Origin of the sequence: Collinsella sp. D33t1_170424_A12 (assembly GCF_015554865.1) — a bacterium.
In the GTDB taxonomy this organism is placed as follows: domain Bacteria; phylum Actinomycetota; class Coriobacteriia; order Coriobacteriales; family Coriobacteriaceae; genus Collinsella.
In genome coordinates this window covers 1-23,303 of the sequence record NZ_JADNJJ010000096.1, presented here as the reverse complement: position 1 = coordinate 23,303, position 23,303 = coordinate 1, and the positions used below count along the sequence as shown (strand labels likewise).

The 23,303-nt window shown below is 55.9% G+C and carries 26 protein-coding genes, 1 tRNA gene and 1 pseudogene; 11 read left to right on the top strand and 17 right to left on the bottom strand.

The genetic code is table 11. The annotated features are described in order from the left end of the window. The 5 genes and pseudogenes from I2E26_RS04385 to hflX form a co-directional block, all read left to right on the top strand. Positions 1–547: pseudogene (locus I2E26_RS04385) on the top strand (ATP-binding protein); the annotation flags it as partial. 79 nt (positions 548–626) lie between these two features. Continuing rightward, a complete protein-coding gene (locus I2E26_RS04380) occupies positions 627–947 on the top strand; it encodes a stage V sporulation protein S (RefSeq protein ID WP_195419744.1) in 321 nt (106 codons plus the stop codon). 1 nt (position 948) lies between these two features. Then, positions 949–2,307, top strand: a complete 1,359-nt coding sequence (miaB, locus tag I2E26_RS04375; protein ID WP_195419743.1) for a tRNA (N6-isopentenyl adenosine(37)-C2)-methylthiotransferase MiaB — start codon at positions 949–951, stop codon at positions 2,305–2,307. Further along, positions 2,307–3,233 (top strand): tRNA (adenosine(37)-N6)-dimethylallyltransferase MiaA, encoded by a 927-nt coding sequence (miaA, locus tag I2E26_RS04370; protein WP_147588255.1) that lies wholly within the window; start codon positions 2,307–2,309, stop codon positions 3,231–3,233. Before miaB ends, miaA begins: the two co-directional genes overlap by 1 nt. Next, on the top strand, positions 3,226–4,533 hold the full coding sequence (gene hflX, locus I2E26_RS04365; protein WP_195419742.1) for a GTPase HflX: 1,308 nt from the start codon (positions 3,226–3,228) through the stop codon (positions 4,531–4,533). The genes miaA and hflX overlap by 8 nt, the downstream gene beginning before the upstream one ends. Here hflX and I2E26_RS04360 read toward each other — a convergent pair. Both I2E26_RS04360 and lexA read right to left on the bottom strand, forming a co-directional pair. Further along, positions 4,505–5,278, bottom strand: a complete 774-nt coding sequence (locus tag I2E26_RS04360) for a heparan-alpha-glucosaminide N-acetyltransferase (RefSeq protein WP_229056406.1) — start codon at positions 5,276–5,278, stop codon at positions 4,505–4,507. The genes hflX and I2E26_RS04360 overlap by 29 nt on opposite strands. A gap of 10 nt (positions 5,279–5,288) precedes the next feature. Further along, positions 5,289–5,927: a transcriptional repressor LexA gene (lexA, locus tag I2E26_RS04355; protein ID WP_147588257.1), complete on the bottom strand. Its 639-nt coding sequence runs from the start codon at positions 5,925–5,927 to the stop codon at positions 5,289–5,291. A gap of 154 nt (positions 5,928–6,081) precedes the next feature. Here lexA and I2E26_RS04350 point away from each other — a divergent pair, with 154 nt between their 5' ends. The 3 genes from I2E26_RS04350 to dut all read left to right on the top strand — a co-directional run bounded on the left by I2E26_RS04350 (position 6,082) and on the right by dut (position 7,455). Next, positions 6,082–6,492 carry a LysM peptidoglycan-binding domain-containing protein gene (locus I2E26_RS04350; protein ID WP_195419741.1) on the top strand — a complete coding sequence of 137 codons (411 nt, stop codon included), beginning with the start codon at positions 6,082–6,084 and terminating at the stop codon, positions 6,490–6,492. A gap of 70 nt (positions 6,493–6,562) precedes the next feature. Then, positions 6,563–7,006, top strand: a complete 444-nt coding sequence (gene nrdR, locus I2E26_RS04345; protein ID WP_147588259.1) for a transcriptional regulator NrdR — start codon at positions 6,563–6,565, stop codon at positions 7,004–7,006. Between the two features lie 5 nt (positions 7,007–7,011). Next, positions 7,012–7,455, top strand: coding sequence for a dUTP diphosphatase (gene dut, locus I2E26_RS04340; RefSeq protein WP_195419740.1), 444 nt, complete (start codon positions 7,012–7,014; stop codon positions 7,453–7,455). Positions 7,456–7,543: 88 nt separating this feature from the next. On the opposite strand, the gene I2E26_RS04335 is transcribed toward dut, so the two are convergent. Then, positions 7,544–8,827 carry a glycosyltransferase gene (locus I2E26_RS04335; protein WP_229056405.1) on the bottom strand — a complete coding sequence of 428 codons (1,284 nt, stop codon included), beginning with the start codon at positions 8,825–8,827 and terminating at the stop codon, positions 7,544–7,546. Positions 8,828–8,927: 100 nt separating this feature from the next. Here I2E26_RS04335 and I2E26_RS04330 point away from each other — a divergent pair, with 100 nt between their 5' ends. Continuing rightward, positions 8,928–9,863, top strand: a complete 936-nt coding sequence (locus tag I2E26_RS04330) for an NAD(P)/FAD-dependent oxidoreductase (RefSeq protein WP_195419739.1) — start codon at positions 8,928–8,930, stop codon at positions 9,861–9,863. 170 nt (positions 9,864–10,033) lie between these two features. On the opposite strand, the gene I2E26_RS04325 is transcribed toward I2E26_RS04330, so the two are convergent. Further along, positions 10,034–10,903 (bottom strand): DegV family protein, encoded by an 870-nt coding sequence (locus I2E26_RS04325; protein WP_195419738.1) that lies wholly within the window; start codon positions 10,901–10,903, stop codon positions 10,034–10,036. Positions 10,904–11,052: 149 nt separating this feature from the next. On the opposite strand from I2E26_RS04325, the gene I2E26_RS04320 reads away from it, so the two are divergent. Further along, the gene (locus I2E26_RS04320) at positions 11,053–11,664 is read left to right on the top strand and encodes a DUF1836 domain-containing protein (RefSeq protein ID WP_229056404.1); all 612 of its coding nucleotides are present in this window, start codon (positions 11,053–11,055) and stop codon (positions 11,662–11,664) included. A gap of 68 nt (positions 11,665–11,732) precedes the next feature. Here I2E26_RS04320 and I2E26_RS04315 read toward each other — a convergent pair whose 3' ends face one another. The 4 genes from I2E26_RS04315 to I2E26_RS04300 all read right to left on the bottom strand — a co-directional run bounded on the left by I2E26_RS04315 (position 11,733) and on the right by I2E26_RS04300 (position 14,385). Further along, positions 11,733–12,266, bottom strand: coding sequence for an adenine phosphoribosyltransferase (locus tag I2E26_RS04315; RefSeq protein ID WP_195419737.1), 534 nt, complete (start codon positions 12,264–12,266; stop codon positions 11,733–11,735). Between the two features lie 32 nt (positions 12,267–12,298). Continuing rightward, positions 12,299–13,162 carry a MerR family transcriptional regulator gene (locus tag I2E26_RS04310; protein WP_147588265.1) on the bottom strand — a complete coding sequence of 288 codons (864 nt, stop codon included), beginning with the start codon at positions 13,160–13,162 and terminating at the stop codon, positions 12,299–12,301. Between the two features lies 1 nt (position 13,163). Beyond that, positions 13,164–13,598, bottom strand: a complete 435-nt coding sequence (locus I2E26_RS04305) for an FHA domain-containing protein (RefSeq protein ID WP_229056403.1) — start codon at positions 13,596–13,598, stop codon at positions 13,164–13,166. Positions 13,599–13,671: 73 nt separating this feature from the next. Then, positions 13,672–14,385: a CDP-alcohol phosphatidyltransferase family protein gene (locus I2E26_RS04300; RefSeq protein WP_147588266.1), complete on the bottom strand. Its 714-nt coding sequence runs from the start codon at positions 14,383–14,385 to the stop codon at positions 13,672–13,674. Positions 14,386–14,628: 243 nt separating this feature from the next. On the opposite strand from I2E26_RS04300, the gene I2E26_RS04295 reads away from it, so the two are divergent. Beyond that, a tRNA-Pro gene (locus tag I2E26_RS04295) sits at positions 14,629–14,705 on the top strand. Between the two features lie 105 nt (positions 14,706–14,810). Here I2E26_RS04295 and coaBC read toward each other — a convergent pair. The 9 genes from coaBC to I2E26_RS04250 all read right to left on the bottom strand — a co-directional run. After that, a complete protein-coding gene (gene coaBC / locus I2E26_RS04290) occupies positions 14,811–16,013 on the bottom strand; it encodes a bifunctional phosphopantothenoylcysteine decarboxylase/phosphopantothenate--cysteine ligase CoaBC (protein WP_195419736.1) in 1,203 nt (400 codons plus the stop codon). A gap of 2 nt (positions 16,014–16,015) precedes the next feature. After that, positions 16,016–16,729: a zinc ribbon domain-containing protein gene (locus tag I2E26_RS04285; RefSeq protein WP_195419735.1), complete on the bottom strand. Its 714-nt coding sequence runs from the start codon at positions 16,727–16,729 to the stop codon at positions 16,016–16,018. After that, complete coding sequence (locus I2E26_RS04280) at positions 16,726–17,532, bottom strand: Nif3-like dinuclear metal center hexameric protein (protein ID WP_195419734.1); 807 nt, start codon at positions 17,530–17,532, stop codon at positions 16,726–16,728. Before I2E26_RS04280 ends, I2E26_RS04285 begins: the two co-directional genes overlap by 4 nt. A gap of 8 nt (positions 17,533–17,540) precedes the next feature. Next, on the bottom strand, positions 17,541–18,716 hold the full coding sequence (locus I2E26_RS04275; RefSeq protein WP_195419733.1) for a cysteine desulfurase family protein: 1,176 nt from the start codon (positions 18,714–18,716) through the stop codon (positions 17,541–17,543). A 2-nt stretch (positions 18,717–18,718) separates the two neighbouring features. Further along, positions 18,719–19,399 (bottom strand): ribulose-phosphate 3-epimerase, encoded by a 681-nt coding sequence (gene rpe / locus I2E26_RS04270; protein ID WP_195419732.1) that lies wholly within the window; start codon positions 19,397–19,399, stop codon positions 18,719–18,721. A gap of 13 nt (positions 19,400–19,412) precedes the next feature. Next, a complete protein-coding gene (locus I2E26_RS04265; protein ID WP_195419731.1) occupies positions 19,413–20,420 on the bottom strand; it encodes an NAD(P)H-dependent glycerol-3-phosphate dehydrogenase in 1,008 nt (335 codons plus the stop codon). After that, a complete protein-coding gene (gene plsY, locus I2E26_RS04260; protein WP_195419730.1) occupies positions 20,420–21,112 on the bottom strand; it encodes a glycerol-3-phosphate 1-O-acyltransferase PlsY in 693 nt (230 codons plus the stop codon). Before plsY ends, I2E26_RS04265 begins: the two co-directional genes overlap by 1 nt. 6 nt (positions 21,113–21,118) lie before the next feature. Further along, on the bottom strand, positions 21,119–22,456 hold the full coding sequence (gene der, locus I2E26_RS04255) for a ribosome biogenesis GTPase Der (protein WP_195419729.1): 1,338 nt from the start codon (positions 22,454–22,456) through the stop codon (positions 21,119–21,121). Positions 22,457–22,491: 35 nt separating this feature from the next. Beyond that, the coding region (locus I2E26_RS04250; RefSeq protein ID WP_195419728.1) for a DUF512 domain-containing protein at positions 22,492–23,303 on the bottom strand (812 nt) is incomplete at its 5' end.

The following is a 23,303-nucleotide window of genomic DNA, read 5'->3' as shown; positions in this document are numbered from 1 at the left end:
TGGTCCCCATAACATCATTCGTACAGCCTGTGAGTTCGCACTCGAGGAGCTGCATGGGTGCGACGTCTACTTGGGGTCGCCTACCGAGATCGCTGCCACTTTGTACAATCATGCCTCCCATAGCCTCGACGCATCGCGTTTACTGTTTTTGGAGGACGAGCGCGAGCTTCCGATTGTCGAGCGCCTTGGTTATGCCGCCGATGCTCCCGACTTCATCCGGATTGCTTCCAGCCTGGGTATCGATATTTCCGAGCGAACAGCCCATCGAATTTTAGCCGGCTCTATCGGGCCGCTTCGTAGTGTTACCGCCCGTCTTCTCCGCGAGCGTCTCGATCCGTCTGAGCGTGCACCCAAGGAAATCGACCTCGAGCGAGATCGCCGTGGCTTGAAGATTAGCAAGGATGATTTGTCGCGGTTCTCGCGAGCTGTCGAACGCGATTTCAACGATCTTGCCGAGAGCTACTACCTCAACCTTACTGGCGAGCCGAGGATACGCGTCGGTAAAGATCGCATCACTGTAACCTTCGAGCTAGCGAAAGAAGAGTAGTCTCACCGACTTATCGCGCACTCAGTTTGCTAAAGTTATTTCATACTTTAAACGTACCGTATTTGCAGGAGTAATATAGATGGAATTCCTGAAGGTCTCGAGCAAATCGTCTCCGGCTTCCGTCGCCGGTGCGATTGCTGGAATGGTTAAAGATGGTGTTCCCGTTACCATTCAGTGTGTGGGAGCCGGCGCTGTGAATCAGGCTATTAAGGCCGCTGCCATTGCTCGCGGGTTTCTTATCCCAACCGGTTTCGACATTTCCTGTGCTCCTATTTTTTCGGATATTGTTATTAATGGCGAGTCCCGCACCGCCATTCGACTGACGGTGTTCGTGCATCATCTATCGGCACAGTATCCAGATATGCCCCATAATCCCTACGATGTACAGCAGGTTTCCTAATATGACTCTCTCTGTTCTTTCTGGTAAGACGTATTTCATCCGCACCTTCGGTTGCCAGATGAATCTTCACGATTCCGAGCGTGTGAGCGGACTTCTAGATTCTTATGGGTGCCTGGAGGTTGCCGAGCCCGCAGATGCCGACATCGTCATCTTTATGACGTGTTGCGTGCGCGAAGCGGCCGACACCCGTCTCTACGGCCAGTGCTCTTCTTGCAAGAGCCTGCCCGTTGCGCCGCATGGTAAGCGTGTGATTGCGGTTGGCGGTTGCATTGCCCAGCGTGACGGCGAAGGTCTTCTCACCAATCTCGATAACGTCGATGTTATCTTTGGTACGCATTCCATCGCGCATGTTGGCGAGTTGATTGCAGATGCCCTGCAATCGGGTGGTCATCATGTACGCTGTGAGGAACACGAGGATTCGGATGCCACGAGCATGCCATGGCATCGTGCTACTTCGTATCATTCCTGGGTTCCGATTATGACGGGTTGTAATAATTTTTGCAGCTACTGCATCGTGCCGTATGTTCGCGGCCGCGAAAAGAGCCGTCCGTTCGATGAAATCGTTGACGAGGTTACCAGCCTTGTTCGATGCGGTGTTCGCGAAGTAACGCTGCTTGGACAGAATGTTAACTCGTATGGGCGCGACCTGTTCGGGGCCCCGCGCTTCGCAGATCTGCTCAGGGCGGTTGGCGATACCGGCATCGAGCGTATCCGGTTCACCTCTTCGCATCCTAAAGACCTGCTTCCTGAAACTATCGAGGCAATGGCCGAGGTTCCGGCCGTCATGCCGCACCTTCATCTTGCCGTCCAATCTGGTTCTTCTCGAGTTCTTAAGGAGATGAATCGTCGCTATACCCGTGAAGACTACCTGTCTCTCGTCGATGCGGTGCGGTCCAAAATCCCCAATATCGCCTTGACTACCGACATCATCGTTGGTTTCCCCGGCGAGACCGAAGATGATTTTCTTGAGACCCTCAGCCTTGCGCGTGAGGTCGGCTACGCGCAGGCCTTCACCTTTATCTACTCCAAGCGCAAGGGTACGCCTGCTGCGGAAATCGATGACCCGACTCCACATGAGGTCATTCTTGATCGTTTCAACCGCCTCGTTAAGGTTATCGAGGACGGCGCTTTTGCTTACAACTCCGAGTTCAACGGCTCCGTTGTACCTGTTCTTATCGAGGGTACTTCCAAGAAGGACGCTACGGTGCTTCAGGGTAAGAGCCCGTGGAATCAAACGGTCCACGCTCCTGTCCCTACGGGCGTCGATCCTCTGACGTTGGTTGGTCGCATGGTCGATGTTCGTATCGATACAACGAAGACCTGGTATCTTTCCGGTTCGCTTGAGAGCGATTTTCGGTAATGCTGCCCGTTCTGTCGATTTCTGGTCCAACTGCATCGGGTAAGAGCGCGCTTGCCGATGAAGTGGCGCTCCGTCTCAACACCGATGTCATCTCCGTTGATGCCATGCAGGTGTATCGCGGCATGGATATCGGAACGGCCAAAACTCCGGTTGCTGATCGGCGCGTCCCCTTGCAGATGATCGATGTCGCCGATCCAGATGAGCCGTACTCGGTCGCTTTGTTCCAGCGCGATGCCCGCAAGCTTATCGATGATCGACTCGCATCAGGGCACATTCCCATTCTGTGCGGTGGAACGGGGCTCTATATTCAAGCCGTTCTTGAAGAGATGCGATTCCCCCAGGGCGAGGTCGACGATGAGCGACGCACTCGTTATAACGCCTTGGCTGAACAGCTGGGAGCAGATGGTTTATACAGCCTGCTAGAACAGCGTGATCCTCGTAGCGCTGCTGCTATTCATCCGAATAATGTGCGTCGCGTTGTGCGCGCGCTTGAGATGGCAGACGAAGGAGTCTCGTACGCTGACCAACGGGCAGGTTTCGCCCATCCATCCGAACACTATCCCTCGCTGCGCTTTGCGCTTACGATGGACCGCTCTCGCCTGTACCGTCGAATCGATGCGCGCGTTGACCTTATGATCGAGGCGGGTCTTGTCGACGAAGTGTCTCGCCTTCTTGACCAAGGGATGGGGGATGCGCTTACTTCACGACAGGCTATCGGCTATAAAGAGGTCATCGACGCATTGGAAGGGCGCTTGACTATCGATGAGGCCGTGGAGCTCATCAAGCTCAGGTCACGGCGTTACGCTAAACGACAGCTTTCCTGGTGTCGTCGGGACCCCAAGATTCAATGGATTGACATGGATGCCCTTTCTATCGAACAGGCAGCCGGATTCATAATCGAACAACTGGAGCGTTTTGGTGGCTAAGGGTGATTTGATTTCTACGGAAAGAACGGCGGAGCGAGCGCTGCTGCTCGGCATCGATAGACGAGATAGTCCGTGGCCGGTCGAGCGCTCGCTACAGGAGCTTGAACGCCTCGCTGACACCGCTGGAGCCCAAACGGTTGCACGCCTCACGCAGCGTTTGGAAAAGCCCATTCCTAAGTCATATATCGGCTCGGGTAAAGTCGAGGAACTGAAGGGGATGGTTGCAAGGCTTGATATCGATGTTGTCATTTTTGATGACGACCTTACGCCCTCACAGCAGAGCTATCTTGAAAAAGCCGTTGGGTCACCGGTAAAGATTATTGATCGGACCGCTCTTATTCTCGATATATTCGGACTGCATGCCCGCACGAGAGAAGGCCGGCTGCAAGTCCAGCTCGCTCAGCTTCAGTATTTGCTGCCGCGACTGCGCGGCATGTGGACACATCTTGCTAAAGAGCAGACGCGCGGCGGCATCGGTAGCCGTTTCGGGCAAGGCGAAAGCCAGCTTGAAATCGATCGGCGCCTTATCCGCGGTAAGATATCGAATCTGCGTAAGCAGCTGAAAGATATCGAGCGGCGCCGCGTCGTTCAGTCGAAAGAGCGCCGCAGCTCGGAGGCATATCGCATCGCTCTCGCAGGTTATACGAATGCTGGTAAATCTTCGTTGCTCAACATGCTTACCGGGGCGTCCGTCCTCGCTCAAGATAAATTGTTTGCAACGCTTGATCCGACAACTCGTTCCTACGCGTTGCCGGGTGGTCGTGTGGTGACCATCACCGATACGGTTGGATTCATCCAGAAATTGCCGCACGGCCTCGTTGAATCGTTTAAGTCAACGCTGACCGAGGTGCTCGAGTCCGATTTGATCGTAAAGGTGGTGGATACGTCCGATGAGGATTGGGAGCGTCAGCTGAACGCCGTGGACCAAGTGTTAAACGAGATCGGGGCGGGTAACAAGAAAACCCTGGTTGCATTGAATAAGATCGACCTTTTGGAACCGAGCTATAAACGCATATTGACCGATCGCTATCCAGGCTGCATTCCTTTTTCCTCCGTTACGGGCGAAGGATTAACGCGACTGCTTGATCACCTCAGCGAAGAGGCGACCGCATCCGATCAATTGATCGATGCTATGCTGCCCTACGCGGAAGGCAGTCTATTGACTCTGGCTCATACCTCAGGAATGGTGCTTGAAGAACGATTTCTTGATGAGTGCATCCATCTTGTTGCCCGCATCCCCAAGGCGTATGCACCGCGTTTTGAACCCTTTATTAGACCGCAGGATAGGTTGCAAGGGTAAATAGAAGCAGAAGCAGCGGTTGATGCACAAGGTATACAGCAAGGCTGTGTGAGCCGAGCCATGTCACTATGGGCAAATGCCAGCGATACATCCCTGCCGGATATAAATCTCCCTGCGCATGCGCATTGCTCCATGCTCGAGCAAACGAGGCTCCCGCGATATAGAGGAAGGTATAGGGGATTATTGGATAATAATCACCGGAGTAGAATCTTTCGGAAGGGAAACCGAGCCACTCTAAACCCGATATTGAATAGATGGTATCGGGGATGTGTTTCAGGAGTAGGAATAGTCCGAGTGCGAGGAAACCCACTGGCAATGGGTCGCGGCTGCAGATAGCAGGCTTGAGTGCGATATAGGCAAGAGTGCTCGCTGCCATGCAGAATATGATTCCAAAGGAGATAGGGGAGTCAACCGAGGCGACACTCGTTACGATATAAATTGCGATCGAGGCCACGGCGTACTGCGCGGCACGCTTGATATTGGAGCGTGAATGAATGGTCATCCATCCTGCAAGCAGAAGAAACGACCAGCTTATGCTTGAGCGCCAGATGTCTTGAAACGGTCCGCAGGTAAACCAGGGTAGGGGAATATCGTAAAGATATGCCGCATCGTATGCGGCATGAAAGCACATCATCGAGATAAGCAGCAGTCCCCTAAACGTATCAAAAGCCTTGATACGTTTAGAACCGTGCTCGCTTGGCGACGATTCAGCAGCGACGGCGGTATCGGGTTTGCGTGGCGTCATTAAGCGAATCCTACAGCCTGCGCATCAATGCTACGACTTTTCCCAGGATGGTGGGATTCGTTGCATAGATGGGCTCCATCGCATCATTCTCGGGTTGGAGGCGTACGCGGCCGCATTCCTTGTAAAACGTTTTAACGGTAGCGCTCCCGTCGATCATTGCAACGACGATTTCGCCATTCATGGCGTTCGGTTGCTCGCGAACCACGATGTAGTCACCATTATAAATGCCTGCGTTGATCATCGAATCGCCGTGGACCTCAAGAATAAACGAACAAGAGTCCGTCGCGATTTCCGTGGGCAGCGTGAACGTGTCCTCTACATTCTGTTCAGCCAGAATGGGAATACCAGCCGCCACGCGACCGACGAGGGGCAGTGAGACCGTGCCACGAGAGGGGTTTTCTTCGACATGAGCAAGCTTGGCCGAAGACCCGTCCTCGTTAAACAATTCGAGCGCGCGCGGCTTCGTGGCATCACGCTTGATCAGCCCGTGTTCCTCAAGCGCATTGAGATGGGCGTGAACGGTGGAAGGCGATGAAAGGCCAACGGCCGCGGCCATCTCTCGTACGCTGGGAGGATACCCCTTCTCCTGCTGATAGCTGCGGATAAAGTCGTAGATCTGCTGCTGGCGCTTCGTGATCTTGCGTGCCATGGCCTCCTCCGTTCCCCAAACAAATGTTCGATTCCCTATTGACCGGAACAACTGTTCGAAGATAATGGTATACGAACACTCGTTCCGTGTCCAGACTTCATGTCCGCTTGACGCGCTATAAGTATTCATGAACGAATTCACGAGAGGAGCAAAGATGAATGGTTGGAATGCAGTGGATGGCAGCTTGGCTATGGCCCTCGAGGCCACGCGCCCGTACGATGGATCGCGTCGTTTCGTTGTAGTACGGGGCCGATCCGCCGCCGCGCCTTCGAAGGCAACTCCGGTTCGCTATGCATACATTGTGTTCGCGCTAGCGCTTTCCCTGTTCCTAGCCGTAGTTGGGCTCAACGCTTATAAGTCTTACAGCGCATATCGTGCATTAGCCCAGGCACCTCTTGTTTCCATTAACGTGCAACAGGGAGAAACGCTTTGGGATATCGCACGAACCCATGGTATCGAGGGAGTCCCCGTAACTCAACTCATGGAAGCGATCAAGGAATGGAATAATATGGATGTCGCGCAGCTCAACGTCGGCCAGAAGCTTTTGGTACCTCAAGGCGTTTAGATGTTTTGAGGGGGCCTTCTTTCATTCAGTGGTAACCTTATGCAGTACCAGCGGATGAAAGGGGGCATCCATGCGTTGCCCAAAATGCGGTGCTGCCGATACCAGGGTTATTGATTCCCGCATGCAGGAGGCGGCAAATGCAACAAAACGTCGACGTGAGTGCAAATCGTGCGGATATCGTTTCACCACCTTTGAGCGGTGCGAGGATCAGATCGAAGTTGTCAAGAGCAACGGTTCGACGCAGCCATTCGATCGCAACAAGCTGCTCGTTGGTCTCATGCGAGCAACTTCGAAGCGCGATATAGACCTCCCGCAACTTAATGCGTTGATCGACGATATCGAAAGCGAGCTTCGCCAAAGCACACGTACGGCCGTTAGCTCTCATGAAATCGGCGATATGGTGCTTAAGCGCCTGCAGGTAATTGACAAGGTCGCATATATTCGATTCGCATCGGTTTATCGCGATTTCAAAGATGTCGATGAATTTATTCAAGAGCTCAATAAATTGAGGTGAGATTTGTGAGTGCCATTACCGTGCCTATCAAGCGTCTTGACCCTGAAGCCGTGATTCCGTCATATGCATATGCGGGTGACGCCGGGCTCGACCTACGGGCCCTAGAGACCCTCGTTCTCAAACCCTTCGAACGAGCGCTCATCCCAACCGGCCTTGCTATCGCTATACCTGAAGGATATGCCGGGTTTGTTCAGCCGCGCTCTGGATTTGCCCTCAAACGCGGGTTGTCGATTGTAAACACCCCTGGCCTCATCGACTCCCATTATCGCGGCGAGCTTAAGATTATCGCTATCAACCTCGATCCCGTGAACGACATTCAAATCGAGAAGGCTGAGCGAATCGCCCAGCTTGTTATCCAGGAGGTTCCTGTCGTAACGTTGACCGTGGTCGATGAGCTCGATGCAACTGATCGCGGCGTTGGTGGATTCGGTTCAAGCGGAACGTGCTAGCCGATGAGCGGCTCTCATCTATCCGCTCGAGCATGATCCTTAGTTTGGTATCGCCCGGCACGAATGTGCCGGGCGATTTTGCTTACCCCTAGCGAACGTGTGCTGGTTTATGTCCAACATAGAATGCGAACAGGTAGCGATCGCGCTCGCGGGGAACGCCGACAAGTTCCATGGAAGCTGTAACGATGTCATCGGCTGCGTTGGGCCGGCGGATGGAGCGAGCGTTTACCAGGAGCGCATCGAGTATCTCCGGATGATCGTGGACGCGATCAAGGGCATCAACGAGTTCTCGAGCAGTTGTAACATGCAGGCTTGCGCCATAGGAAGAAAGCATGGTTGTGTTGGCTTTTTCTTGGCCATACGACTTGCCAACGAGAATCATGGGCAACTCCGCACATAGGCACTCGGTTACTGTTAGACCGCCCGATTTCAAGATCGCAACATTACTCGCCCTCATTAACGCTGCCATGTCATCAACATAGTCAAGCACTGTGGCGTTATCAAGCTTCATGCCGTTGAATATCGCCTTGAGATTACGGGAATACTCCTCGTCTTTTCCCGTTAGGAAGACAAAGTGCATATGATGAAAACGGCGGAGATAGGGGAGTGTTTGCTCGATTGCAGCTCGAAACCGTACGTAAGGCTGGGGCAAGCTGGCGCCGGCAAGAACAAGTGCGATGCTTTTATCTTCGGGCAGATTGAATCTTCGAAGTACGTCTGAAGTATTGAAATCGGGGTCATCAAATCCACCGCGCACAGGAATGCCGGTGATCAGGATTCGACTTTCATCAACCTTGCGAGGCCGAAGGGTTTCTGCCATAAACTCGCTGGCGACACAGAAAAGATCCGTTTCTTTATGGGGCCACAGTCCTTCGATTTCGTAATCTGTGGGAACGCACACAAGTGGAAAGTCAATTCCAGTAATCATGCGAGCTCCTACAGCTACATTTGCCGCAGTGATATGCGTGCAGATAACGGCAAGAGGCTTCTTCTCTCGAATATAATCGTTGAAGCGCGGGAACATCACACGGGACCAAATAGAACCGCCGCCCCAGAGCAGGCGCCCTGTAAGCGTGTATCGCCAGGTTATATCGTAGATGGGTCTGGATGCGCCCGTAAATGCCGCTGCTGTTTTATTGCCGTCAAATTTAATGCGACCAAAGTCGAGAATATCCAGAACTTCAACTTCAACATCATTAGGTACCTTATTAGTATCACGAAGACGTTCGAATGCGTCGGCAATCGCATTCGCAGCCGCACGATGTCCCGAGCCGACTGATGCATGGACAATGGTGACAACCGGACGTTTCGACACCTCCGGCGCGCTAGAAGAATTGGCTAGCTCAGTCACCATTCGATCGGATTCGTTCATCATCACCCCTCAATCCTCACTTTTCGATATTCTACGCCGAAGATGTGATGAGAGTGTTTCACTTGGGGTACCAGACATAAAGAACGATTGGAGGAATGCCATGGATAACACCACGCTTTACGATGTCGCCATCATCGGCGGCGGTCCTGCTGGCTATACCGCTGGTATGTACGCATCGCGTGCAAGCTTGACCACGGTCGTAATCGAACAGGGTATGCCTGGAGGCCAGATAGCAACTTCGGATATGGTTGAAAACTACCCTGGTATCCCCGTAATATCGGGAGCCGAACTTGGTCAGAAGTTTCAAGAGCATGCTGAATCTGCGGGCGTAGCAACTCGTTATGAGATGGTAGAAAAACTCGATAAGCTTGATGACGGCTCATTTGCTCTCCATTGCGGCGCTAAGCAGATTCTCGCACGCACCGTGATCGTGACTACGGGAGCGGTGCCTCGTCCTGCCGGCTTTGAGGGTGAAGAAACGTATCGCGGACGCGGCGTTTCATATTGCGCTACGTGCGACGGCATGTTTTACCGAGGCAAAGATGTGTTCGTTGTCGGCGGTGGAAATTCTGCCGTTGAAGAGGGTCTGTATCTGGCGAAGATCGCCAATTCGGTAACGATGGTCGTTCGACGTGACGAGTTTCGAGCTGAACGCGGGCTTGTTGCCAGGCTTGCAAGTCAGGACAATGTTTCGATTCGATTCAACACGTCGATTGCCGCTGTTGATGGAGATGCGTTGTTATCTAGCATTACATTTCGAGACAATGCCATCGACGAACGCTATACCGAGTCATACCCCATGGGATCATTCGGAATATTTGTTTTCGCAGGCAATAATCCCGTAGTTCATCTTGTGGAGCCGTATGTAGATCTTGGTCCAGATGGTGGCGTCTTGACGGATGAGCTTATGGCAACGAGAACACCTGGGTTGTTCTGCGCTGGCGACATGCGATCGAAACCGCTTCGCCAAATCATCACTGCAGCCGCAGATGGAGCTATTGCCGCCCATGCGGCAAATGCCTATCTCCAGTACTAGCTTCATGTGAGGGTCGCATAGCGTGGCAAAGTCGCCCACGTGGCGCATAGTAATTTCGTGATAATACATCTTATGTTAAGTTGCTGTGTTGTAAAGCATCCCGCCCGGTCTAGCGTGCCAAAAACCGGGCGGGTTTTATGTTGGAATACAATGAGATCACTTTGGCCTGACTATGCCCACTCGTAGCCTATCAATAACCCAGATTCTTCGGCATAGTACGAACAGAGGCCGCCGCATGATTCGATGTGGACGGTCGCCATGGGCCATCGTTGCAGAATAGCCTCTTTGATGCCTAAGGCTCCATCGACGTTATCTCTATGATCGATGGAAACGCTGCCACCCGAAAATCCATTGGAAGCCATGGTGTCTACAATCTTTTTAATCGTTTTCTTTTCTCCACGCGTGGAGCCGATCAGTTTGATCGTTCCTTCCGACGATGCCGTACCAAGGATTCGAATATTGAGTTTTGATGCGATGGATCCAACACCACGAGGCATCCTACCGCTTTTAACGAGGTTTTCGTATCTACTAAGCGAATAAAGAACCTGGGATGATTCCTCGGCATGATCGATGAAGGCAACTGCATCCTCAAATTCGCGTGGTTGTTGCAGATAGTCATCGAGCAAGCGAACCAGGACCTCGAGTTTACCACCTGCGGCGCGCGAGTTTAGGATATAGATATTCTTGCCGGCAATGCTTCCCGCATGTTCACGAACGTATTCATCCATAATCATGGTGCGAGCCATCTGCGCGGCCTCGTAGCTACCGGACAATCTAGCAGAGATGGTAATCGCAATTATGTTATCAGCGCTTCGGAAGATCTCGGCCCACTCTCCAATGCTCGGACAAGAGCTCGAAGTGGCAGTGTCCTCGGCAGCGATCGCCTTGGTAAGCTCGGCAACATCGAGCTGGGCGTCATCAACGAACTCGCGATCCCCTACATGCACCTTTAACGGTGCCAATCGGAATGAAGTTTCAGGAGCGGTGGGTACAAACGATCGAAGGTTGCAGCTCGAATCTGCGGCGATACACCAAGACATGAGGACACCTCTTACCTGTAAGGCTCATGATTGCTTTAGAAAACTATACGTAGTATACAGAACTAGATGGAACAGTTCTATACTCTATGTATAATTGGTTGTGTTAGAACGAGATGCCATGTGGCAGTTACTCATGACAGGTAAGCAGCATGGAACAAAAACCCATCATCCCCATGTCCGACCATTCAGGAGCCATTAAGCTCGAAGAAATCCGTCCCACGATTCTCCCGGATGCCTTTCTTACTAGTAAGGACGTGCATACCGCGCTTCAATTCGACATGCCGTTCTATCGGGATCTTCCCGATATGCCGCTTTACCGAGAGCAGGTCATTAGCTACATCGAGCGCGTGCTCTCCCCTCTTGGATTGCCTTCGAGCGGACCTTGGGTAACACCGTCGATGATCAACAATTACGTGAAACTCGGCCTTGTTGCCGCGCCGTTTAAAAAACAGTACGACCGTACCCATATCGCACGGCTTCTCGTTATCTGCCTATTTAAGCAAGTGCTCTCAATTGCAGCGATTCAGCAGCTCTTCCAAATTCAATTGATGACCTATCCTGATGAAATCGCATACGACTACACCGCTCGCGAGGTAACGGAAGCGATTCGCTGCGCTTTCAGCAATCCCCCACGCGCCTCGGTCGACACCGCGCAGCAAGTAACACGAGAGTCGTTGCTAGTTCGGACCGCCGCCCATGCGTTTGCCTCAAAGACGTTTCTTATGCGCTATCTAAGCTATAGCGGGCTTCCTACCGAATAATTTCGAGCGGCTACATTCAAAAAACGCCCAGCTCATTCGTGAGCTGGGCGTTTTTAGCAACTTTGAAACTAGTGAACCTTCACGAGGCTGAAAAGCTCCTGATCGCCCGCTTCTGCCAGCGCGGCACGAGGATTGAGGAACTCAAGCTCTAGAATGCAGGCATAGCCTACAAGCTCGGCTCCAACCTCGGAAATCAACGTGCCTGTGGCGGCTGCGGTGCCACCGGTGGCGATAAGGTCATCGACGATGAGAACCTTGTCACCCGGCTGAATCGCATCGGCGTGAATTTCAAGCGAATCGGTGCCGTACTCGAGTTCATAGCTGACCGAGTAGGTTTCTCGAGGCAATTTACCCGGCTTACGCGCAGGGATAAAACCGGCTCCAAGCTCCATGGCAACGGGAACGCCAACGATGAACCCACGCGCCTCGGGGCCAACGACCTTCGTGACGCCCGCATCACGGAAGTGGTCGGCTATCGCCAGAATCGTATGGCGAAGCCCCTCCGGATCCGCGAAAAGAGGCGTGATGTCCTTAAACACGACACCCGGTTCGGGGTAATCGGGAATGTCCGTAATCAGCGAAGCGTATTCAAACTCGCTCATGCACAACTCCTTGTAAGCTTGTCAGCCAGCGGCTACTTGCGAATGATATGCGATGATTGCTTGGCCCGAGGGGATGTATCGAGCGGAAGAATCTTCGCGTGGTCAGATGCGCGAGAATCGTCATCCTTTGCCTTGCGAGCTTTCGACAATTCCTCGTCGATGCTGTCGACGTCGGCATCCTCAACGATTGCATTGAGGGACTCGAATACCCTGTTCTTCAGAAGGGCCGTACGCACTCCATCGGTCAGGTCGTGCAGTTTGTTGAATGCACGCTCGAGCTTTGCCTCGCGGTCTTCATCGGAGTCATCCATGCCGAGCATGCCGATAAGGACTTGTTCGAACATAGTCGACTCTCGATTGGCTGCGGACACATACTGACGCAAGTTTCGCGGTTCGATATGGAATCGTGAAAGCTCGGCGCAGTGGCGAATGATGTCGAAGTCGCGACCATCGACCAGTTCCCTATTCTGAGGGCTCCGGATAATGCGAATCAAGTCATTGTCGGCGAGCGAGCGAACAAATGAGATTTCGACTCCGAGCAAATCCGGCATATCCTCGATAGGATGCAGTTTCTGCTTGGTTTCCTTCGGCTGCGCCTTCATAGGTACGTCCGACAGCAATCCAACTTCAAAAGCGAGTGTAGAGAGATCGGTGGCGCTATCAAGTTTCTGCTTGATAACGTTTAACGGCATGTAACGCGTCTTTTGAAGATGAAGAATAACCTCAAGTCGATCGACGTCCTCCTTAGAGTACTGACGATAGCCCTTTGGCGTACGATGCGGCGTGATAAGCCCTTCGTCTTCCAGAAACCGGATTTTTGAGTTCGAAAGATCTGGATATGCTCCGCGAAGTAAATTGACAACCTGTCCGATGCTCAGATAGCTGCGCTCGGCCAAGTTACTCACCAGTCTCGATAAGAACGGGGGCGCTTTCGTGATAGATAAGCGTAAACGTGCCAATCTGGACAGAGGAGCCATCATGAAGGGGCGCGGAGTTTACGATGGCTCCATCGACCCACGTGCCGTTTAGGGAACCGAGGTCTTCGATAAGAGCACCGGAACCGCTGCAAACGATCTTAGCGTGGCTGCGAGAGACGGTCATATCGTTCAGGAAAATACTGTTTGCAGGATCGCGACCAATGGTGGTTTCCACGGGCTCGAGCTCGAACATGTTGCCCGACTGGGGTCCCTTGATGATGGAGAGCACGGGCTTGGTGATGGTCCTGCTCCTCATGAGATCAGGTGAGGTGGCATCGTCGAGCGGCATGCGGAACACACGGGTGGAATCGGCAGAGGAATTGGTGCTCGATTCATTGGTAAACATATGAGACATAAAGCCACTCCTGCAATAGAAAACGGATACTCTCTAGTGTACCTCAGGAGAGTGTCGGAGAACCTGCTTGATTCTATTCGTCAGAATCAATAATCTCCGGATTGAGGTAGTCATCTTCCTCATCTTCAGGATGTTCAAGGGCCTGCTTCATAGCCATGGCACCCTTGGCCGTATAGATGGCGCCAGTTGCCACGGAGAAGACGACCCCCAGGTAGACGAAATAGATACCGAGCGGCGCCGCAGCACCGTTAAGGCCGGGGAACGCCGTCCAGCTAGCGGGAAGTATCCCGATTCCGTCCACGACGGGCAATCCGAGGAGCATAAGCGAAAACCCGCTCATGAGAAGCGCGGTTGCCGCCTTGCCTGAAAAGACGACATCGATGGGTCGTTTGTGGTATCGACGAACAACAAGATTGCCAAGACCAAGATAGATATCTCGGCCGATGAGAACGACGCAGATCCAAAACGGAAGCTCGCCTCGAGCCACGAGGCCCACGACGCCGGTGAAAAGCAGAGCGCGATCAACGATGGGGTCCATCATCTTTCCCAGCCAGCTTACCGTTTTAGTCATTCGCGCAATCTGCCCGTCCAGCCAATCCGTGGACGCAGCGATTGCATAGATGGCGAGGGCGACGTAACGGTTGTAGTCGGTGACGAACAGATACAGGAATACAAACGTAAGAATTAGGCGGAGGAAGGTAATGAAATTCGAAATGGTAAAGATCTTATTGGATGGATAATCGGAGGTTCCGATGAGCTCCTTTTTGATCTTCTTCCTCAGTCCCACGATAGGATCCTAACTGCTCTAGAAAATATACGTGAGTCATCATACCCATTTGAGGGGATTGCCATCCAGAGTGTGCCCAGGACTTCAAAAAAAGAGAATGGCCCCTTTCGCATCGATCCGACGCAACTGTTCGCGAATGCACGCCTTTAAAACTTGCCGAAAACTTTTTCAAAAAAGTCCTTGCATCGATCGAGTCATATGAGTATATTATTCCTTGCTGCAAGACACGCAGCACAAACGCTTCGGGACGTGGCGCAGTTTGGTAGCGCACTTGACTGGGGGTCAAGGGGTCGCTGGTTCGAATCCAGTCGTCCCGACCAGAAGCTTACAGGCCGGTTCTTATGAACCGGCCTTATTTGTATATAAGCCGACCGTTAATATCAGGGCGCCCTCGTGCTCATGCCTGCACGAGGGCGCCCTGTTTGCTACGGAAGAAGCTTCGCAGCCCGTTGGATAATGGCGTAGCCGAGGTCCTCCTTGCGCGCGAGCGGAAGCTCCTCGTCTCCATCAGCTGTAATCCACCAGACCTTATCGGTGTCGGCTCCAAACGTCGAATGGGGTTGCGATACGTCGTTGGCGACGATCGCATCGCATTTCTTGGCGACGAGCTTGGAGCGGGCATAGTCGAGCAGGTCGTTGGTCTCGGCGGCAAAGCCTACGACGACGCGCTCCCCCTTTTTAGCCGCCATGGCTGCAAGGATGTCCTTCGTTTCAACCAACTCGATGGCATCAAGGTGCTCATAGGCCTTCTTGAGCTTGTGCGAGGCCGTGTGGGCGGGAGTGTAGTCCGCGACGGCGGCGGCGCAGATCAGCAGGTCCGCGCCAGTGAAGAGGCTGTCGACCGCATCGTACATCTCGGCAGCCGTGCCCACATCGATACGTTCGACGCCGCTGGGTGCAGCCAACGACGAGGGGCCCGATACAAGGGTGACGGAAGCGCCGAGATCTCGGGCGGCGCGGGCAAGGGCGTATCCGAATTTACCGGAAGAGCGGTTACCGATGAAGCGAACCGGGTCGATTGGTTCTTGCGTTCCGGCCGCCGTGATTAGGACGCTGCGGCCGGAAAGAAGGTTGGAACCACGAAGGAGCCGCAGGGCGGCATCAACGATATCATCGACCGGCGCCAGCTTGCCCGATCCGACATCACCGCATGCAAGCCTGCCGTCCACCGGCTTGATAACCTGGCATCCACGTCGCTTGATCGTCTCGATATTCTCTTGGGTAGCTGCCGCCTCCCACATACCGGTATTCATAGCGGGCGCGATGGCGATGGGGCCCTTGGTGGCCAAAAGGGTCGTACTCAGCAGGTCGTCGGCAAGACCGTGCGCCATCTTCGCGATGATGTTGGCAGTGGCAGGTGCGACAAGCACCAGATCGGCTTCCTGGGCAAGGGAGATATGGTGAATAGGGTCTTCAGGGTCGTCAAACAGGCCACAAGCGACCTTTTCTCCAGTAAGCGCACGGAATGTCGTGGGTCCAACGAACTGCATGGCGTGGTCCGTCATGAGGACCTTTACGCGAACACCCGCCTTCTGGAGAAGGCGGGTGATCTCGCAAGCCTTATAAGCCGCGATGCAGCCCGTGACGCACAACAGCACACATGGCTGATGCGAAGGCTGATGTGACATGATTACTCCACGACCGAACGAACGATGATGCGGTGGCAGTACGGGCACTCCCCTACCTCATCCATAGAGGCGAGCTCGTCCATAGACGATGGGGACAGCGCGGTGCGGCAAACACTTGGGACGGTGCCTTCGAGCCTCTCAACACCCAGCCCGCGGAAACGCTTCGATGCGGCCTCGTAACGCTCATAGAGAGCCCGGTCCATACCGTCCACGAGCGCCTGCCTGCGTGCCTTGTTGACAGTTATATCATTTTGCAGGCCGGCGGCCTTCTCGCGCGCCATCCGCGTGTCGGAGATGACAGAGGCTTCGAATTTAGCGATATAGTCGCGCGCATAGGCTTCGGCATCGAGCACCTTGGTAAGGGCAGCGCGCTTCTCCTTACGCGTGAACTCGATCTTATCGAGACGCTTGGATATGCTGGAAAGCTGCACTTCGAGATCGCGAACGACATGGTAATTCGCAGGATCCGCCATCTCGGACTGAGCCTGGTCGACGGCAGCCATGCAGAAGGCCTCGTTTTCGTCGAGCTCGGCAAGTTCGTTCTCGATATCCTTGCGCTGGGCAAGCAGCTTGGTGGCATCCTGCTTAAGCTTCTGGTATGCCTTGCGCTTTTTGGCGAGTTCGCGAATCTCGGGCATACTGTTGAGCTCGGTGGTTAAACGCTCAAGCTCCAGATCGAGTTCCTGTAGTTTCAATAACGTCGACCCGTCGGTCATGAGCGCTCTCCTTTTGTATAGGTCCACCATTGATGTGAGGTGCTTATTGTAGCCACATCGGCAGGTGCGATACCGCTCTCGCACACAGAATTTGCCAATATATCCACGAACGGAAGCTCGGACGCGTCATGACCGAGGAGTATGACGCATATACCGCGTTGGGCAAGGTCTTGACAGACGTGGTAGCCTGCCTCGCCGCAAACAATGGCATCGGCGCCGGCAGCGATCGCTTGGGCTCCGAAGTCGCCGAGCGAGCCGCCGAGTATCGCCAGCGTATGCACGCGACATGTGGGGTCTCCCCAGACACGCGGGGTGGTGTCGAAGGCATCGGCGCATCGAGCTGCAAGGTCTTCGACAGTGCATGCCGGCATATCGACGAGCGAGCCCAAACCCGGATTCATAGGCTGTTCGGGAAACTCGAGCGAGGAGCGGGCCGATGCGCCAAGCAGCTCCGGCAGCTTCGCGCGCACCTCAAGCGAACGGTCGAGATTCGTATGAAGCGAGATAATGCTGATACCAAGCCGTATGGCAGTAAAGACCGCACCCGATGAGCTCGATGCATCGCGATGAGGCGGGCAAAAGGCACCGGGTGCTTTGATGTATACGGGATGATGCGTTATAAGCACGTTGCAGCCGCGTGCATGGGCTTCACGTAGAACCGCCTCGGTTACATCGAGGGCCACGGCGACGCGACGGACCTCATCTGAAGGGTCTCCTGCAGACAATCCGACGTGATCCCAGGCTTCGGCGGTTGCAAGCGGGTAGCGGTCAAGCAGCGACGCGAGTAGATCTTGAACCTTCATGGCACTCCTTAAGCGATGATCTGCTCGAGGGCATCTGCGAATCGGTCAAGCGATGGCGCATCCACACGATCGTCGAAGGAGATTCGAAGGGACCCCAGGGCCTCGTTCTTGGAGATGCCCATCGCCGTGAGCACATGGCTTGCATCCATGGATCCACTCGAGCATGCCGAAGCGGCGGAAACGGCGAAGCCGGCGGCATCGAGCTTGAGAATCAATTCCTCGGATTCGAAACCACGGACCATGATGGAGACGATACCGGGCAGACGTGGAACGGCAGCCGGATCTTCCATGGTGGGCTTGATGCGCTCGTGTGCGCACAGACGCTCGTAGAGCGCATCGGAGCAGCCGCGTACGAAAGCGGCATCCATATCGATGCGATCGTGGAGCTCGCGCGCGGCTGCGGCAAAGCCAACGATGGCGCGAAGGTCCTGCGTGCCAGGCCGCAGACCCCCCTCCTGCCCGCCGCCGTGCATCAGCGGCTGTATGGGCGTGCGGTTCTTGAGGTAGAGCGCTCCGATCCCCACGGGCCCACCGACTTTATGGCCTGCCACCGAAAGGGCATCGACCCCGAGGTCGCGCACGTCGAACGGCGTGTGCAGCCAGCCTTGGACGGCGTCGGCGTGGAATCGCGCGCCATAGGCATGCGCCACGGCCGCGAGTTCGCGAACGGGCTGAATGACACCCGTCTCGTTGTTGGCGAGCATGATGGATACCAGGGCGACATCGGGCCCCATCATCGCTTCGAGGGTGTCGTGCTCGACATAGCCGCGGCGACACGGCGACACAAGGTCGACGGTAAAGCCCGCATCGCGCAGCAGCCCCACGTTATCGAGGATGGAATCGTGCTCGATTGCCGAGATGATCACGCGGCTGCGCGCATGGTCGCGCTGGCGAACGCCGGCGGCGATACCGTGTACGGCCAGGTGATTCGATTCCGTTCCGCCGCCGGTGAAGATAACTTCAGAGGCGCGCACCGAACGACCGAAGGTCGCCGCGACGGCACGCCTGCAGGCCTCGAGCTCCGTCTGGGCGGCACGCCCGAGAGAATGCAGGGAGTTGGGATTGGCGCCAGCATACGCAGAGCGATCGTACGCCTCTTGAGCCCGTATGGCTTCGGGCCGCATGGGCGTTGATGCGGCGTAGTCGAGATCGACGAGGGCGGCGAGCGAATCGTTATCCAGCATGCTTAGCCACGCGCCGATGCAAGACCGCGAGTTCCGAGCTCGCGAATGACGTCGATTTCGGATGCAGGATCATCGGCACCGAAAACCGCCGAGCCGGCAACCACCATGTTGGCACCGGCGGCGCAAACAGCTTCGACGTTCTTACGGGATACGCCGCCGTCGACCTCGATGAGCGGAGAGACGCCGTGGCGCTCGCACAGTGCGCGCAGCTCGCGAATCTTGGCGAAGGTGCCCTCGATAAAGGACTGGCCGCCAAAACCGGGATTGACGCTCATGAGCAATACCGCGTCGACGTCTTCGATGATGCTCTCGAGGAAGCTCACGGGGGTTGCCGGGTTGAGGACGACGCCGGCCTTCACGCCGCGCGACTGAATATGCTTGAGCGTGCCATGCAGGTGCGTAGATGCCTCGAAATGAATCGTGATCAGGTCCGCGCCCGCATCGATATACCAATCGACGGTGTCATCGGGATTGGCAACCATCATATGGACGTCGAGCGGCACGTCGGTAGAGCGCTTGCATGCGCCCACGATGCCGGCGCCGAACGTAAGGTTCTTTGTGAAATGGCCGTCCATCACATCGATATGAATATAGTCGGCGCCCGCAATCTTATCCAGATCGTCGGCGAGGTGCGCCATGTCGGCGGACAGGATGGACGGGGATACCAGAACTGAATCATGCATGGTCGACACTCTCCTAATCGTCGATACCGTAGAATTCTTGCGTGGGGCAGCGGTCGGTGAGCAACTCCAACGCCTCTGCGATAGTACCACCATGGAAAAGCGTGCGGTTGAGCACCGAGGTGAGCGGCACCTCGACCCCGAGGCGATCAGCAAGCTCGGCAACGCTGATCGCGGCGGCTGCGCCCTCGACCACCATATGGGAGCGATCCTGGTATTCATCGAGGCTCACGCCATGGGAGAACGCAACGCCGAAGCCGCGATTGCGGGAATGCTCGGACGTGCAGGTGGCAACGAGGTCCCCCATGCCCGCAAGCCCCATGCAGGTGATGGGATCGCCCCCGCGAGCGCTGACGACGCGGCTGATCTCGGCCAGACCGCGCGTCATGATGAGGGCGAGGGTGTTGTCCCCGTATCCGGCGCCGGCGGAGATGCCGCAGACGATGGCGATAATGTTCTTCATGGCACCGCAGGTCTCGACTCCCACCATGTCGTGCGAGACATAGATGCGAAACGCCTGGGTAATAAGAAGGCGCTTAAAGAAATCGCTGATCACGGGATCCTCGGAGGCTATGACGGCAGCGGAAAGTCCGCCGCGGCAGATCTCTTCGGCGTGATTGGGGCCGGAAAGGGCGGCGATACGCTCGGGATGCCCGATTTCATCGGCGATAACCTCGCTCATCAGCAATCCGGTGCCGGGCTCGACCCCCTTCGTAAGGCAGAGAACGGGCGTCTCGCTATCCATGAAATCGGCCGCATCGTGCGCAACGGAGCGAAGATGGGCGGAAGGTACCGCGAACACGACGCCATCCGCCCCCTCGAGCGCTTCTTGGATGCTCGCGGTGGCGGTTATGTTAGCGGGAAGATCGTAGTCGGAGAGATAGCGAGGATTACGACCATGCTCGTTGATCCCGCGAGCGGTCTCGTCGCCATGGGCCCACATGACCACTGAGTCGGCATGGGCGGCGGCGAGGCCCGCGACGGCCGTGCCCCATGAACCGGAACCGATAAGGGCGATCTTCATCACTCATCATCCTTCGTGGTCACACGCTTGGTAAACGACAGCTTCGATTCCTTGCCCGCGCGCAGGCGTGCGATGTTGGCGCGATGGGCCCATACGACCGTCCAACCAAGAACGGCCCATAGGGCCAGGGCGACCGGACCCATGGAGGGGAACGTCACGAACATGGTAAGGGGAACGAGGCCGGCCGTGACAATCGAACCGAGTGAAACGAACTTGGTGAGCGCGACAAGCACGATGAAGATGCCGAGGTGGACGAGCGCGAGCGGCCAGCAGTAGCCGAACAGGATGCCGACGCCCGTGGCGATACCCTTGCCGCCGTGGAAGTGCAGGTACGGCGAGAAGATGTGCCCGTAGAGACTCGCCAGAGCAACAAGCACGACAAGCCAGTCTCCCGAAGCACCCGGAACCAGCGACCATGCGGGCGCTCCGAGCCCGAGCACCGGGATGAGCCAGCGGGCGGCGACGACGCATACCGTACCCTTGAGCAGGTCGAAGAGCAGCGTGAGCGCGGCAACCTTAGGCCCCGCGACACGCAGGGCGTTCGTGGTGCCGATGTTGCCCGAACCGGCCTGCTGGATATCGACGTTCCCAAGGCATTTGCCCAAAATCTTGCCGAAGGGGATGCCGCACAGGAAGTACGCGGCCACGCAGCAGACGGCCGTCACGATCAATGCACGCGCGAAATCGTCCATCAACCCTTACGCCTCCTTGGCTTTCTGGTCCTTCTTGCGGAAACGCAGTCGAATCGGCGTCCCCTTGAAATCGAAGGCGGCGCGCATGCGGTTTTCCACATAGCGCTTGTACGTATCGTTAACCAAATCGGTATGGTTGACGAAGAACGTGAAGGTCGGCGGCTTGGAGCCCGTCTGGGTTACGTAGTGCATGCGCAGGCGACGCTTGCCATCGACCACGGTGTGACCGAACTCGCGCATCTCGGTGAGCATCTGGTTGAGCTTCGACGTGGACACCTTGCTTGCACGAGCGGCTGCGGCGGCGTCGATGTGCTGCCAGATCTTCTCGACCGACCTGCCGGTGAGCGCCGAGATACGAAGGTAGCTGGCCCAGGGTGCAAGCGTCATGCGACGGTCAACCGTCTCCATCATGTGCTCGCGCTCGCGATCGGTGGTGAGGAGGTCCCACTTGTTGAGCAGGATCACCAGTGCGCAACCGCGCTCGATGGCGAGGTTGGCGACCTTCTGATCCTGTTCGGTCATGCCAACGGACGAGTCGATGACGAGCAGTGCGACATCGGCGCGGTCGATGGCGCGCAGGCCGCGAACCATCGAATAGTACTCGATGTTCTCGTAGACGGTGCTCTTCTTACGGATGCCCGCCGTGTCGACCATGCGGTAGCGGCGGCCGTTGCGTTCGACGATCGTATCGATGGCATCGCGCGTGGTGCCGGCGACGTTGGACACGATGGACCGGTCGGAACCGATGATCTTGTTGAACAGGGAGGATTTACCGGCGTTGGGACGACCGATGATGGCGACCGAAAGCATGTCGGGGTCGTCGTCCTCGATCAGCTCCTCCTCATCGGGGAAAAGCGCGACGATATCGTCAAGCAGGTCGCCCGTGCCATGGCCGTGCAGCGCCGACACGGGGATGGGCTCGCCCACGCCCAGCGAGTAGAACTCCCAAAGGTTGTCGGCCTCGCGCTCGGGATTGTCGAGCTTGTTGACGAGGAGGAACACGGGGACCTTGACATGCTTGAGCATGCGCGCAACGCTCTCATCTTCCTCGGTGACGCCGGTGGTGCCGTCGACCACGAACAGGATCGCGGAGGCCTCCTCGCAGGCGGCGAGCGCCTGGTCGCGAATTGAGCCCGAGAAGATATCCTCGCTCTTCAGCGGCTCGATACCGCCGGTGTCGACAAGCGTGAACTCGCGGCCGTTCCAATCGGCATCGTGGTAGCTGCGGTCGCGCGTAACGCCGCGGCTCTGATGGACGATGGCGTCGGCGGTCTGCGCGATGCGGTTCACCAACGTGGATTTACCGACATTCGGTCGGCCGACGATGGCGACGATAGGTTTCATATAGACGCTCCTCGATAAGAAGAATTACGATACGGCTAGAGCCCCAGGTCGCCCTCGATAAACGAGAGGAGCTCCTGAGGCGCGGTGGAAGAACAGAGCGCACGAGCCCCGCGCTCTTCCAGCAAAGTGAGCAGGTGCTCACGATGATACCCGTCCAGCGTGAGGCCGTCGGCGTTGAACATGACTTCGGGCAGAATGAGCATAACCCGTCCCAGGTCGGTCTCGAGCTGGTCGAGGATATCGCATGCGCAGATAAGCCCCGTAACGTTGACGTTGCCGCCGAAATAGTAGTTCTTGATGGCACGGGCCTCACCCGAGAGCTCGGGGGACTCGACGAAGCGCGCCACGGTGTCGCGCGCCGCCTCTCCCGAGATGACGACGAGCCGAAGACCGAGCGAGCGAAGCGCATCGCCCGTGCGACGAACGCGCGCGGCGTCGGCGAGAACGGCGTCGGTATCGTCCAGATAGGATCTGATCATGCCGATGCCATCATAAAACTGCGGGTAGCCGTCGTAGAAGTCGGCCTGAGGGGGATCGAGGCGCGCAGCGAGGTAGAACTCATCGGACATCTGGAACGTATGGCGACCGAAACGCTCGAACGCCCGCTCCTGAAACGGGCGAACCTGTTCAACCACCGCCCGTGCCGCACGCCAATCATCCGAATACGACGAGGCGAAGCGATCCTGGTGCTTGGTGAATCCGAGCGGCACGATCCCGAGGCTCGTGATAGACGGATGCGCTTCGCAATAGCGAAGCGTCCGATCGAGCTCGTCGCCATCATTGAGGCCCGGGCACAAGACGATCTGGGCGTGAATCTCGATTCCCGCATCCATCAAGCGCTCGAGCA

What these genes read in the sequence shown, in the direction of transcription:
- I2E26_RS04325 (WP_195419738.1), bottom strand. Translation starts at nt 10,903, where the DNA reads ATGTCTTGGTGTATCGCCGCAGATTCGAGCTGCAACCTTCGATCGTTT.
- I2E26_RS04360 (WP_229056406.1), bottom strand. Translation starts at nt 5,278, where the DNA reads ATGACGCCACGCAAACCCGATACCGCCGTCGCTGCTGAATCGTCGCCA.
- I2E26_RS04350 (WP_195419741.1), top strand. Translation starts at nt 6,082, where the DNA reads ATGAATGGTTGGAATGCAGTGGATGGCAGCTTGGCTATGGCCCTCGAG.
- I2E26_RS04335 (WP_229056405.1), bottom strand. Translation starts at nt 8,827, where the DNA reads ATGAACGAATCCGATCGAATGGTGACTGAGCTAGCCAATTCTTCTAGC.
- I2E26_RS04265 (WP_195419731.1), bottom strand. Translation starts at nt 20,420, where the DNA reads ATGAAGATCGCCCTTATCGGTTCCGGTTCATGGGGCACGGCCGTCGCG.
- lexA (WP_147588257.1), bottom strand. Translation starts at nt 5,927, where the DNA reads ATGGCACGCAAGATCACGAAGCGCCAGCAGCAGATCTACGACTTTATC.
- miaA (WP_147588255.1), top strand. Translation starts at nt 2,307, where the DNA reads ATGCTGCCCGTTCTGTCGATTTCTGGTCCAACTGCATCGGGTAAGAGC.
- miaB (WP_195419743.1), top strand. Translation starts at nt 949, where the DNA reads ATGACTCTCTCTGTTCTTTCTGGTAAGACGTATTTCATCCGCACCTTC.
- der (WP_195419729.1), bottom strand. Translation starts at nt 22,456, where the DNA reads ATGAAACCTATCGTCGCCATCGTCGGCCGACCGAATGTCGGTAAATCC.
- rpe (WP_195419732.1), bottom strand. Translation starts at nt 19,399, where the DNA reads ATGCATGATTCAGTTCTGGTATCCCCGTCCATCCTGTCCGCCGACATG.
- plsY (WP_195419730.1), bottom strand. Translation starts at nt 21,112, where the DNA reads ATGGACGATTTCGCGCGTGCATTGATCGTGACGGCCGTCTGCTGCGTG.
- I2E26_RS04380 (WP_195419744.1), top strand. Translation starts at nt 627, where the DNA reads ATGGAATTCCTGAAGGTCTCGAGCAAATCGTCTCCGGCTTCCGTCGCC.
- coaBC (WP_195419736.1), bottom strand. Translation starts at nt 16,013, where the DNA reads ATGTCACATCAGCCTTCGCATCAGCCATGTGTGCTGTTGTGCGTCACG.
- nrdR (WP_147588259.1), top strand. Translation starts at nt 6,563, where the DNA reads ATGCGTTGCCCAAAATGCGGTGCTGCCGATACCAGGGTTATTGATTCC.
- I2E26_RS04275 (WP_195419733.1), bottom strand. Translation starts at nt 18,716, where the DNA reads ATGCTGGATAACGATTCGCTCGCCGCCCTCGTCGATCTCGACTACGCC.
- I2E26_RS04315 (WP_195419737.1), bottom strand. Translation starts at nt 12,266, where the DNA reads ATGAGCGAGTTTGAATACGCTTCGCTGATTACGGACATTCCCGATTAC.
- I2E26_RS04320 (WP_229056404.1), top strand. Translation starts at nt 11,053, where the DNA reads ATGGAACAAAAACCCATCATCCCCATGTCCGACCATTCAGGAGCCATT.
- I2E26_RS04280 (WP_195419734.1), bottom strand. Translation starts at nt 17,532, where the DNA reads ATGAAGGTTCAAGATCTACTCGCGTCGCTGCTTGACCGCTACCCGCTT.
- I2E26_RS04285 (WP_195419735.1), bottom strand. Translation starts at nt 16,729, where the DNA reads ATGACCGACGGGTCGACGTTATTGAAACTACAGGAACTCGATCTGGAG.
- I2E26_RS04330 (WP_195419739.1), top strand. Translation starts at nt 8,928, where the DNA reads ATGGATAACACCACGCTTTACGATGTCGCCATCATCGGCGGCGGTCCT.
- I2E26_RS04305 (WP_229056403.1), bottom strand. Translation starts at nt 13,598, where the DNA reads ATGTCTCATATGTTTACCAATGAATCGAGCACCAATTCCTCTGCCGAT.